Genomic DNA, 12,347 nt, shown 5'->3' on the forward strand with positions numbered 1-12,347 from the left:
TCAGTTTCCGCCCAGACCCGGCGGCGGGCTTCCAAAGCCAAGGCCCATTCCGCCCGAGGCAGGCTCTTCCGGCTTGGGTTCGGCTGCAGGCGTTTCACCGAAAGGCGATCCGCCTCCAAGGCCACCAAACGATCCGAAACCGCCACTGCTGCCCGAGCCGCCAAGGCTGTTGCCCATCGGGATCTGCACACGAATGCTAGAGGTGTCGACCACCGGACCTTTGTAATGCATCACCATCCCGGGGAAGATGATCACAGCGGCAATAATCATCAGCTGCAGGCCGACAAATGGCACCGCCCCGCGATAGATATCCATAGTGCTGACCGCCGACATGGTCTTGCCCGTAACATGATCCACATAGGGTTCCTTGGGTGCAACCGATCGCAGATAGAACAGCGCGAACCCGACAGGTGGCGTCAGGAAGGATGTCTGCATCGTGACCGCCAGAATGATCCCGAACCAGACCAGATCGATATCCAGTGCATTCGCGGCAGGGATCAGCAGGGGTACGATAACAAAGGCCAGTTCGAAGAAATCAAGGAAGAAGGCCAGAAAGAAGATGATCGCGCAGACCGCCACCAGAAAGCCGTATTCGCCCCCCGGCAGTGCTGTCAGAAGATCACGCACCCAGATATGGCCGTTGATCGAATAATAGGTCAGCGAGAAGACCGTCGCACCGATCAGGATGAACATCACGAAGGCCGACAGGCGCACAGTGGACAGCAACGCCTGATTGATCACCTCATAGCTGAGGCGACGTTTCATCGCGGCCAGAACCAGCGCACCGGATGCACCCATCGCGCCGCCTTCGGTCGGGGTGGCGATACCAAGGAAGATTGTCCCCAGCACCAGAAACACCAGTGCCAGCGGCGGGATCATCACGATGATCACCTGACGCGTCATAGGCGACAGAACATTCGTGTTCAGTTTTTCATCAATCAGTGCCAGCACCAGCATGATCACAACCGTCAGGGCTGCGGCCCAGATCTGGCTGTCTTCACCCAGATGGGTGCCCATCAGATATTCGGTGGCGTAATAAATCCCGACCGAGGCGATCACCGCCCCCAGCAATGACCAACCGCCATTGCCGAGGCTGCGCGCCTCTATCGGCAGGGCGGGCATCATCTTGGGACGCAGGATCGACATTACCAGCACATAGCCCATATAAACCGCCGTCAGCGTCAGCGCTGGCACCATCGCGGCCTTATACATATCGCCAACCGAACGGCCCAGCTGGTCACCCAGCACGATCAGCACCAGCGATGGCGGAATGATCTGCGCCAGCGTGCCCGACGCGGTAATGACACCCGTTGCCAGACGCTTGTCATAACCATAGCGCATCATAATCGGCAGCGAGATCAGCCCCATCGAGATGACCGAGGCCGCCACAACACCCGTGGTCGCCGCCAGAAGCGCGCCCACCAGAATGACGGCATAGGCAAGACCGCCGCGGACCGGACCGAACAGCTGCCCGATGGTGTCCAGCAACTCCTCGGCCATGCGGGACCGTTCCAGAACGATGCCCATAAAGGTAAAGAAGGGGATTGCCAGCAGGGTGTCGTTTCGCATGACCCCGAACACACGGTCACCAAGGGCACCAAGCAGATTCCAGCCCAGATTGATCTGGTCACTCATCGGGGTCAGGAAGACGCCGAAGAAGAAGAACAGCAGCCCGTTGGCGGCAAGTGCAAAGGCGATCGGATAGCCGAACAGCAAAAACACCACCATGGAAAAGAACATGATGGGGGCAAGGTTATGGGCGATAAGGTCGATCACTTGCGGCTCTCCGACGTGGAGGAACGGGCCGCGGCGCGTTCCTTTTCAAGACCGACGGTCATAATTCCCGCCTCTTTCAGGCCAGCTTCGTTGCTGGACACCTGCGGGTGGGGGTCGGGGATGATACCGCGCATGACGGCAACTTTCTTGATCAACTCGGACAGGCCCTGAATGAACAGCAGCGAAAATCCGGCAACCAGAATGGCCTTGGCAGGCCAGATCAGCAGACCGCCCGCATTCATCGAAATCTCGTTCGTGCGCCAGCTGATCATGAATGACGGAAACAGCAGCCAGATCATTAATGCCGTGAATGGCAGCAGGAAAAGCACCGTTCCGATCAGGTCGATCCAGTGCTGCACCTTGCGCGACCACCTGCCATAGATCACATCGATACGGATATGTTCGTTGACCAGCAACGTATAGGCCGAGGCCAGCATGAAAGCGCCGCCGAACAGATACCACTGCAATTCCAGCCAGGCATTCGATGATATGCTGAAAACCTTGCGGATAATCGCGTTCACTGCGCTGACCAGAATTGCCAGCAGGATCAGCCACGCAACGCTGCGCCCGATCACGGTGTTGACGCGGTCGATCCCGCGCGACATGGCCAGTAGGCCGCCCATGATATCCCCTCCCAAGGTCCTTGCCCGGTTGATCCGCGACGTGCCTGTTACACTGCGATATGCGGCATGGGAGCGGTTGTGGTCAAGCGACGGATGATCAAAGAACGCAGGCAATTCCGATCAATGTGCCGGTTTCAACCAGCAAACAGGCCGCACCAAGCACATCGCCGGTTTGCCCCCCTACCAACCGGCAGGCACGACGCGATACCGTGATCATGGCAACAGCAGCCAGTGCAAGACCCGCGATCAGGGCAGAAAACGCCGGTGCTGTCATGGCAACCATGACAAGACCGATTAACGTGGCGACGGCCACCTGATCCTTGCACGGACGTCCGGCCTGATGCCCCAATCCGTCATCGCGGGCCACGGGCAGGCTGCGCATCAACAGAACCGGTGCAAGCCGCCCCAAGGCCGCGGCTCCGATCAGGGCAAGCGGCCCCGCAGCAGCCAATGCCAATACCCGCAGCAGCATGGTGCACACCAAAGCCGCAACGCCATAGCTGCCGACGGTTGAATCGCGCATGATCCGCAGACGGTCCTGCCGGTCGCGCCCGCCACCCGCATCGGCAAAATCAGCCAATGCATCCTCGTGCAGGGCACCTGTCAGCCAGACCGCCAGCGTGACCGACAATGCCGCAGGCAGAGGCCCCGCGCCCAGCACCCACATTGGCAGACCGGCAAGCAGGCCGATAAGTGCACCGGCCAGCGGAAAGGCCCATGCAGCCTCTGCCAAGGGAAGAACCCGCGGGGGCAAGAAGCGCCCCAGCGGCAGGCGGGTCAGAAAGACCAGCGCAAGGATCAGTTGTTGGACCCTAACCAATGCCGGCCTCGGCGAAGGTGGCCATACCGTTGTGACATGCCAAGGCAGCACGCAGGATCAGCACGGCAACCGCCGCGCCCGACCCTTCGCCAAGGCGCATGTCCAGCGAGAGCACAGGGTGCATGTCCAATGCGGCTATCAGGCGCCGATGACCGGGTTCGGCGCTTTCGTGACCGATCAGGCAATGGGCAAGCGCCTGTTTGTCATCGCGGGTCAGGACAGCCGCAGCCGCGCAGCAGATAAAGCCGTCCAGCATGACCGGTATCCGCAATTCCCGCGCACGCAGGATTGCACCACAGATGGCAGCCTGTTCACGGCCGCCAAAGGCGGCCAATGTGTCGATGGCGGTTCGGGTGGAATGCAGCGCCAGTCCTTCCGAGACAACGCGGACCTTTTCGGCCAGCATAGGACCGGCGGCCCCGGTGCCCGGCCCCACCCAATCAGCGGCATCCCCCCCGAATGTCGCCGCCGCCAAAGCTGCAGAGACGGTCGAATTGCCGATCCCCATTTCACCCAGCACCAGCAGATCGGCCTTGGGATCGACAGCCTCGGCACCGCGCTGCATGGCAGATGTCACCTCGGCTGTGGTCATGGCGGGGCTTTGGGTGAAATCTGCCGTTGGTTGCGCCAGATCCAGATCGATGACCTGCAAATCCGCGCCTGCGACCGTGCAGATCTGGTTGATGGCCGCACCACCATTGCGGAAGTTCCGGACCATTGCTTCGGTGACCTCGGCGGGGAACGGGGTGATGCCCTGCCCGACTATGCCGTGATTGCCCGCAAAGACGACTGCCTGAACACGGTCCAACGCGGGACGCGCCGTTCCCCGCCATCCTGCCATAAAGACGGCCAAATCCTCTAAGCGACCTAACGACCCTTGGGGTTTGGTCAGGCTGTCCTGACGCGCACGGGCGGCATCGGCTGCGTTCTGGTCAAAGCAGGTCATTCAACGGTTCCATCGCAGGTTTCAAACGTAGGGGCTGGCCACTGACGGACATCCAGACCTGATCGGCCACATCGCCGATCATCTGGTTCATCAAACCGTGGTCATCGCGGAAGCGGCGGGCAAGCGCGTTATCGGGCACGATTCCCTGACCCAGCTCATTGGTCACAAATACGACAGGACAGGATTGCTGACGTAACGTCATGACCAATGCGCCGATATCCGCCTGACCCATCATGTTGGACATCCACAACGTCAGGCAATCGACCAGACGGACGCCCTGCCCGTCCGTGGCAAAAAGGGCACCGGCAAGGTCGAAAGGTTCCTCGACCGTGTGCCAACCATTGCCGCGACTTTGTTGATGTTTCAGGATTCTTTCGCCCATTTCGCCGTCGCGCGGCTCGGCTGTGGCAATATAGATTTTGGGCATTTCAAAGCGCGCCACAAGGCGTTCGGCCAATGCCGATTTTCCCGAACGTGCGCCGCCCGTCACAAGGATGATCTGTCGATTATCTGTCATACAGATCTCTTTTCCATAAGGTGCGACGCTTGAAAAGCCGCAAAGGCCGCTTGCTCATCGCGCAAGTTTGCGTAACGTCGCGCCATTCCGGCGCATAAGACGCCGAAACGCAACATGGAGGAGTTGGCGATGACCAAACTTTTCACCACGACCGCACTTCTGGCCGCGCTGGCCTTGCCCGCATATGCCGTACAGCCCGCCGATGGCGAGACACTGGCAGACAGCCAGACATATACCTATTGGCTGCTGGATGCGATCAAGACGCTTGATCCCGCCAAGAATACCGACGTCGAAGGTTCGGACGCGCTGCGTTCGCTATTCGAAGGTCTGATGAACGAAGATGCCAAGGGCGAAATGGTGCCCGGCGTTGCCGAAAGCTATGAGGTCAGCGACGACCAGCTGGTTTATACCTTCAAGCTGCGCGACGCCAAATGGTCGAATGGCGAACCCGTCACCGCCGGTGATTTCGCCTATGCATGGCAGCGCGTCGTCAAACCCGAAACCGCGTCGGAATATGCGTGGTACATGGAACTGATGAACGTCAAGAACGCGACTGAAATCGTCGCGGGTGACATGCCGGCCGAAGAACTTGGCGTCAAAGCCATCGACGACAAGACGCTGGAAGTGACGCTGACCAAGCCGACGCCCTATTTCGTCAGCACCCTGTCGCATGCATCGACCTTCCCCGTGCCGCGCGCCGTGGTCGAGGAATTCGGCGACAACTGGACACAGCCCGACCATCTGGTCGGCAACGGTGCATTCACGCTGGCCAGCCATAATCTGGGCGTCGAGCTGGTGATGAACAAGAACCCCGAATACTGGGATGCCGATAACGTCCTGATGGAAACCGTCCGCGCGGTCACCGTCAACGACAACAATGTCGCGCTGACCCGTTATCAGGCAGGCGAACTGGACCGCGTCCAGATCCCCGCTGGCCAGTATCCGCGCCTGTCCGAACAATCCCCCGAGGAGGCTGTCTCGGTTCCTTACGGTTGTTCCTATGCCTATGTGATGAACCTGTCCGACAAGGGGCCGGAAGCCTTGAAGGACGTCCGCGTCCGTCAGGCGATGGCGCTTGGCCTGAACCGCGAAGTGATCGTCGATCAGGTTCTGCAAGGCGGCCAGAAGCCTGCCTACAGCTGGACCCATTGGGCCATCAACGGCTTTACCCCGCCCGAAGGCGGCATGGCCGATATGTCGATGGAAGACCGCATTGCAAAGGCCAAGGAATTGTTGGCCGAGGCGGGCTATGGTCCCGAAAATCCGGTCAAGGTCTCGCTTCAGTACAACACCGATGACAGCCACCGCCTGCTGGCGATCGCCGCACAGCAATTCTGGCGCCCCTTGGGCATCGAGGTCGAACTGAACAATGTCGAATGGAAGGTCCATACCGACCGTCTGCAATCGCAGGACTTCGACGTTGCCCGCTATGCATGGTGTGCCGACTATAACGAGCCTTCGACCTTCCTCGACTGGTTCCGCACCGATGGTTACAACAGCGGTAAATGGTCCAACGCGGAATACGACGAACTGCTGGCCGAGGCCGCAACCGCAGAAGATCCCGCACCGCTATACCAGCAGGCCGAAGAAATTCTGGCTGAAGAAATGCCCGCGATCTTTGTCTATCACTATGCCAAGGTCGAGATGATCAATCCCGACATCAAAGGTCTTCCGCGGGAAAACCTGCTGAACACCTGGTATGCCAAAGACCTGTACCGCGTCGCCGACTGAACCGGCTGACATTCACTGATCGGGCCGGGACGGGTTTTGACCTGTCCCGGCCTTCGGCTTTCAATCATCCCGCAGGGAGCCCAACGCGATGATCGCATTCATCTTGCGACGGTTGGCGGTGGCAGTACCCACATTACTGCTGCTGATCGTCTTTTCTTTCATCCTGATGCATATGGCACCGGGTGGTCCTTTCACCGCCGAACGCGCATTGCCCCCTCAGGTGATCGCCAACCTCGAGGCGCAATACGGTCTGAACGACCCTTTGTGGCTGCAGATCTGGCACTATCTTTACAACATTGTGGTTCATTTCGACTTCGGCCCCAGCTTTGTGTATCCCGACCGTTCGGTGAACCAGCTAATCGCGGCCGGTTTCCCTGTGACACTGACCTATGGCATCCTGTCTTTCGTCTCGGCCATCGTGCTGGGCGTGTCCTTGGGTGTCGTTGCTGCCATCTGGCACAATTCATGGGTTGATTACATTGCGGTGGGCATTTCCATCGGCGCGCAGGTGCTGCCGAACTTTGTCATGGCGCCCCTGTTGGTGCTGGTCCTGACGCTGTGGTACCGCCTGCTTCCCGGCGGCGGTTGGAGTTTTAGCGACCCCAGCTTCTGGATCATGCCGGTCATCGCGCTTGCCACCAGCTATATGGCCTCTATCGCGCGTATCACCCGGTCTTCGATGCTAGAGGTGTTGGGCAGCAACCATATTCGCACGGCCCGCGCCAAAGGGATGCCCGAATACAGGGTGATTATCCGCCACGCGCTGAAGCCTGCGATGCTGCCGGTGATCAGCTATCTGGGTCCGGTTTTCGTGTCGATGATCACCGGTTCGGTGGTGATCGATATGTATTTCTCGACCGGTGGGATCGGTAAGGCCTTTGTGGATTCGGCGCTGAACCGCGACTACGCGGTGATGATGGGCGTGACGATCCTTGTGGGTGCACTGACCATCCTGTTCAATCTTATCGTCGATGTGCTTTACGCATGGATCGACCCGAAGATCAGGTACTAACCCATGGTCATTGACGAACAAAAAATGAAATCCCTGTCCACCAAGCTGGTTCAGGACGAGGTTCGGGGCCGCAGCCCTTGGGCCGATGCGCGCAAGCGGTTCATCCGTAACAAGGGCGCGATGCTTGGACTGATCATTCTGGTTCTGGTGTCGATCTTCGCCATCATCGGCGGCTATTTCGCCGTCTGGTCGAATGAGGAGCTGGACTTCAGCGTCATGGGTCAGGTCGCCCAGATGGGTCAGCCCTCTTTCGCGAACGGCCATTATTTCGGCACCGACAACCTTGGTCGCGACCTGTTCGCGCGTGTCGTGCAGGGCACGCAGATCAGTCTGATGGTCGGCGTCGTCGGCGCAGGCATCGCCGTCATCGTTGGCACGCTTTATGGCGCGACGGCGGGCTATGTCGGCGGTCGCACCGACCAGATCATGATGCGGACGGTCGATATCCTGATGTCGATCCCTTACATGTTCGTGCTGATCCTGCTGTTGGTGATGTTCGGACGGTCGATGTCGATGCTGTTTCTGGGCATCGGTCTGATCAGCTGGCTGGATATGTCACGCATCGTGCGCGGTCAGACCCTGTCGCTGAAGAACCGCGAATTCATCGAGGCCGCGCGCGCCACCGGCGTTCCCGCATGGAAGATCATCATCCGTCATATCGTCCCCAACCTGTTGGGTGTCGTTGCGGTCTATGCCACGCTGTTGGTGCCGCTGATGATCCTGACCGAAAGCTTTATCAGCTTCTTGGGCTTGGGTGTTCAGGAACCGCTGACCAGCTGGGGCGCGTTGATTTCTGAAGGGGCCGGCACGATGAACTATGGCACGCTGTGGCAGCTGGCTTTCCCGCTGTTCTTCTTTGTCATCACGCTGTTCGGCTTTTTCTTCGTAGGCGATGGCCTGCGTGATGCCCTAGACCCGAAGGAGCGTTGAGCATGAGCCTTCTAGAAATCAAAGACCTTTCGGTCCGCTTCCAGACCAACGACGCCGAAGTCCGCGCAGTCAATAACGTCAACCTGTCGATCGAGGCGGGCCAGACCCTTGGCGTGGTCGGTGAATCGGGCAGCGGTAAATCGCAGCTGTCCTTTGCCATCATGGGCCTGCTGGCACGCAACGGTCAGGCATCGGGTTCGGTCATGTTCGACGGGCAAGAGGTTCTGAACGCCAAACCCAAAGTGCTGAACAGCATCCGCGCCGCGAAAATGGCGATGATCTTTCAGGACCCGATGACCTCGCTGAACCCCTATATGCGGGTGGCTGACCAGATGGCCGAGGTGCTGACCCTGCACAAAGGCATCAACAAGCGCGAGGCTGTGGCCCAAGCGGTGCAGATGCTTGACGCGGTGAAGATCCCCGACGCCAAGGGCCGCGTGCGGCTTTATCCGCATGAATTCAGCGGCGGCATGCGTCAGCGCGTGATGATCGCCATGGCGCTTTTGTGCAAACCCAAGCTGCTGATCGCGGATGAACCCACGACCGCGCTGGATGTGACCGTTCAGGCGCAGATCATGCAGCTGCTCAAGGAATTGCAGCGTGATTTCGGCATGGCGATGATCCTGATCACCCATGATCTGGGCGTTGTTGCCGGTTCCTGTGAACGGGTTGCCGTCATGTATGGCGGCCGTATCCGCGAAACCGGTCCGGTGCGTCCGATCTTTGCGGCACCGACGCATCCTTATACCCAAGGGCTGCTGGACGCGATCCCGCGCGTTGATCAGCAGGACGAGGAACTGCACGCCATCCCCGGCCAGCCCCCCAACATGAGCCGCCCGCCCAGTGGCTGCGCCTTTTCACCGCGCTGCCCCTATGTTCGCGAAGGCTGTGATACTATTGATCCGCCGCTGGAAGGTTTCGCGCCCGAACAGGCGCGCGCCTGCCATGCACCGGTGGCTGAAATCATCGCCCGCCAGACCCGACTTCAGCCGGATGCGGATCAACCCGCCGCCCATTTGGGCGATGGCCCCACCCAAGCCATCCCGCGTGGTGCCGTTGCTGGCGCTGGCGCAGCCGGAACCCCCAGCACGGTGGAGGGACAGCAATGACCCCGCTTCTTGATGTGCGCGACCTGCGCGTGACCTTCCAGATCCGCCGCGAGGGGGACCTGCCTTGGGCAAAACCACGTCCGCTGCATGCCGTGGCAGGTGTCGATTTTACACTACAACCGGGTGAAACGCTTGGTGTTGTGGGTGAATCGGGCTGCGGAAAATCCACCCTTGCCCGCGCGTTGATCGGCCTTGTGCCGGCAACCGGCGAAGCGGAATGGATCGACGGCAAGGACCTGCTGGCCATGTCGCCGCGCCAGATGATGAAATACCGCAGCGACATTCAGATGGTCTTTCAGGACCCTCTGGCCAGCCTGAACCCGCGGATGACCGTGGGCCAGATCATTGCCGAACCGTTGACCACGCACCGCCCCGAACTGGGCCGGTCCGAGGTCAAGGATCGCGTGAAGGCGATGATGGAAAAGGTCGGTTTGCTGCCCAACCAGATCAACCGCTATCCGCATGAATTCAGCGGCGGGCAGTGCCAGCGTATTGGCATTGCACGGGCGCTGATTGTGGAACCCAAACTGATCATCTGTGACGAACCTGTTTCGGCGCTGGATGTCTCGATTCAGGCGCAGGTCATCAACCTGCTGATCAAGCTGCAAAAGGAACTGGGGCTTGCTTTGGTTTTCATCGCGCATGATCTGTCGGTGGTGAAACACATCAGCGACCGCGTGATGGTGCTGTATCTGGGTAAGGTGATGGAGGTTGCATCCTCGACCGAGCTTTATGGCAACCCCCAGCACCCCTATACGCAGGCGCTGCTGTCGGCTGTTCCGGTGCCCGATCCCACGATCGAGACATCGAAAACCATCGTTCCCTTGGCAGGTGATCTGCCATCCCCGATGAGCCCGCCTTCGGGATGCGTCTTCCGCACTCGCTGCCCGCGTGCCCAGGCCCGTTGCGCGTCCGAGGTTCCGGAACCGGAAGGCAGCGATCATAAAATCGCCTGCCATTTCCCCGGTCCCCTGACCGAAGCGGAAATCGCCCACGCCCGCAGAAACGAGGCCGCGTAAGATGCCGCCGCCCGATGCGACCGCCCCTCACTTTGCGGCGCGTTGGGCGGCGCTAAAAAACATTCCGCCCTTCCTGCGGATGGTCTGGCACGCCAGCGCCAGCCTGACCCTGACGATGATCGTTTTGCGCCTGATGCGTGCGGTCATGCCGGTGGCGATGCTGTGGGTGGGCAAGCTGATCATCGATCAGGTGGTCCGTCTGTCATCCCTTCCCGATCACCCCGTCACCCTGTCCGGCTGGTGGGACAGCGGTTTGGCGACCGGTCTGTTCTGGCTGGTCATTGCGGAACTAGCGCTGGCACTGGCGCAGGATATCCTTGGACGGCTTGTCAGCTATACCGACAGCCTGTTGCAAGAAAAGCTGGTAATCGACATCTCGATCCGGCTGATGGATCACGCCGCCGGTCTGGACCTTGCCAATTTCGAGGACGCCGCCTTTCAGGACCGTCTGGACCGCGCCCGCCGCCAGACGATGGGCCGCATCCCCTTGGTCAACCAGATCATGCAACAGATGCAGGATCTGGTCACTGTGGGCAGCTTTGCCATCGGCCTGCTGGTTTATAACCCGTGGCTGGTCGTGCTGCTGGCGCTGGCACTAGTCCCGTCGCTGTTCGGCGAGATGCACTTCAACGCACAGACCTATGCCCTGAACCACCGCCGCGCGCCCGACCGCCGCGAGCGCGATTACCTGCGGATGATCGGCGCCAGTGCCGAAACCGCGAAAGAGGTCAAAATATTTGGCCTGTCGCCCTTTCTTCGCGACCGCTATCTGACGCTTGCACGGCGCTTTTACGTTGAAAACCGTGCAATTCAGCGCCGGCAGCTGACGGCAATGGCGGCACTGACCGGAATGGGCACACTGGCCTATTACGGTGCCTTCCTTTGGATCATTGCAAACGCCCTGACAGGCGAGTTGACCCTTGGTGATCTGACCTTCCTATCGGGCAGCTTCCTGCGCCTGCGCGGCCTGTTAGAGGGGCTGCTGACCAGCTTTTCCGCGATGGCGGGTCAGGCGATGTATCTGGATGACCTGTTTGAATTTTTCACCTCGGTCCCTGCAATTGCCTCGGCGTCCGACGCCTGGCCTATTCCGACGCCGATCACCCAAGGGTTCACCTTTGAAAAAGTCGGCTTCCGCTATCCCGGTCGCGACGATTGGGCCATCCGCGGAATGAGCTTTGATCTGAAAGCCGGTGAAACCGTCGCGCTGGTGGGTGAAAACGGCGCGGGCAAGACCACCATCGTCAAATTGCTGGCGCGGCTCTATGACCCCGACGAAGGGCGCATCCTGCTGGATGGCCGGGACCTGCGCGATTACGATCTGGACGAATTACGCGGCACCGTCGGGGTGATCTTTCAGGATTTCGTCCGCTATGCCGTTACAGCATCGGAAAACATCGCCATTGGCCGGATCGAGGCGCGCGACGACCGCCCCCGAATCGTCGCGGCCGCAAAAAGATCGCTGGCCGATCAGGTCATTGCGCAACTGCCGCAGGGCTATGACCAGATGGTCGGCAAGCGGTTCAGCAAGGGGTTGGACCTGTCAGGCGGGGAATGGCAGAAACTGGCCATCGCACGCGCCTATATGCGCGACGCACAGCTGCTGATTCTGGATGAACCCACCGCAGCCCTGGATGCCCGCGCCGAATACGAGATTTTCCGGCGTTTCAAGGACCTGACCCAAGGCCGGACGGCGCTGCTGATCTCGCACCGGTTTTCCAGCGTTCGTATGGCGGACCGAATTATTGTTCTGGAAAAAGGCCGCGTCGATTCGCAGGGCACGCATGACGGACTGCTGGCGATTGATGGCCGCTATCGTGAATTATTCGACCTGCAAGCGCAGGGGTATCGCTAAGATGTCGGA

At 59.9% G+C, this 12,347-nt stretch carries 11 protein-coding genes; 6 read left to right on the top strand and 5 right to left on the bottom strand.

Going from position 1 to position 12,347, the window contains the following annotated elements; all coding sequences use genetic code 11:
- The 5 genes from DWB67_RS07595 to cobU all read right to left on the bottom strand — a co-directional run bounded on the left by DWB67_RS07595 (window position 1) and on the right by cobU (window position 4,682).
- Window positions 1-1,776, bottom strand: a complete 1,776-nt coding sequence (locus tag DWB67_RS07595) for a TRAP transporter large permease subunit (RefSeq protein ID WP_119806945.1) — start codon at window positions 1,774-1,776, stop codon at window positions 1-3.
- The gene (locus DWB67_RS07600; protein WP_119806946.1) at window positions 1,773-2,399 is read right to left on the bottom strand and encodes a TRAP transporter small permease subunit; all 627 of its coding nucleotides are present in this window, start codon (window positions 2,397-2,399) and stop codon (window positions 1,773-1,775) included. Before DWB67_RS07600 ends, DWB67_RS07595 begins: the two co-directional genes overlap by 4 nt.
- 97 nt (window positions 2,400-2,496) lie before the next feature.
- Window positions 2,497-3,219 carry an adenosylcobinamide-GDP ribazoletransferase gene (gene cobS, locus DWB67_RS07605; RefSeq protein ID WP_119806947.1) on the bottom strand — a complete coding sequence of 241 codons (723 nt, stop codon included), beginning with the start codon at window positions 3,217-3,219 and terminating at the stop codon, window positions 2,497-2,499.
- Window positions 3,212-4,165, bottom strand: coding sequence for a nicotinate-nucleotide--dimethylbenzimidazole phosphoribosyltransferase (gene cobT, locus DWB67_RS07610; RefSeq protein WP_119806948.1), 954 nt, complete (start codon window positions 4,163-4,165; stop codon window positions 3,212-3,214). Before cobT ends, cobS begins: the two co-directional genes overlap by 8 nt.
- Window positions 4,152-4,682 (bottom strand): bifunctional adenosylcobinamide kinase/adenosylcobinamide-phosphate guanylyltransferase, encoded by a 531-nt coding sequence (cobU, locus tag DWB67_RS07615; protein ID WP_119806949.1) that lies wholly within the window; start codon window positions 4,680-4,682, stop codon window positions 4,152-4,154. The genes cobT and cobU overlap by 14 nt, the downstream gene beginning before the upstream one ends.
- Before the next feature lie 129 nt (window positions 4,683-4,811).
- On the opposite strand from cobU, the gene DWB67_RS07620 reads away from it, so the two are divergent.
- The 6 genes from DWB67_RS07620 (at window position 4,812) to DWB67_RS07645 (ending at window position 12,338) form a co-directional block, all read left to right on the top strand.
- Window positions 4,812-6,413 (top strand): peptide ABC transporter substrate-binding protein, encoded by a 1,602-nt coding sequence (locus DWB67_RS07620; RefSeq protein ID WP_119806950.1) that lies wholly within the window; start codon window positions 4,812-4,814, stop codon window positions 6,411-6,413.
- An 88-nt stretch (window positions 6,414-6,501) separates the two neighbouring features.
- Window positions 6,502-7,425, top strand: coding sequence for an oligopeptide ABC transporter permease OppB (gene oppB, locus DWB67_RS07625; RefSeq protein ID WP_119806951.1), 924 nt, complete (start codon window positions 6,502-6,504; stop codon window positions 7,423-7,425).
- Between the two features lie 24 nt (window positions 7,426-7,449).
- On the top strand, window positions 7,450-8,355 hold the full coding sequence (locus DWB67_RS07630; protein ID WP_119807202.1) for an ABC transporter permease subunit: 906 nt from the start codon (window positions 7,450-7,452) through the stop codon (window positions 8,353-8,355).
- Window positions 8,356-8,357: 2 nt separating this feature from the next.
- Window positions 8,358-9,464 (top strand): oligopeptide/dipeptide ABC transporter ATP-binding protein, encoded by a 1,107-nt coding sequence (locus DWB67_RS07635; protein WP_119806952.1) that lies wholly within the window; start codon window positions 8,358-8,360, stop codon window positions 9,462-9,464.
- Entirely contained in the window at window positions 9,461-10,483 is a 1,023-nt protein-coding gene (locus DWB67_RS07640; RefSeq protein WP_119806953.1) for an oligopeptide/dipeptide ABC transporter ATP-binding protein, read from the top strand. Before DWB67_RS07635 ends, DWB67_RS07640 begins: the two co-directional genes overlap by 4 nt.
- A gap of 1 nt (window position 10,484) precedes the next feature.
- Window positions 10,485-12,338, top strand: a complete 1,854-nt coding sequence (locus DWB67_RS07645; RefSeq protein WP_220475104.1) for an ABC transporter ATP-binding protein — start codon at window positions 10,485-10,487, stop codon at window positions 12,336-12,338.
- The last annotated feature ends 9 nt before the right edge of the window (window positions 12,339-12,347 follow it).

Source organism: Paracoccus sp. JM45 (assembly GCF_003590715.1).
Lineage (GTDB): Bacteria > Pseudomonadota > Alphaproteobacteria > Rhodobacterales > Rhodobacteraceae > Paracoccus.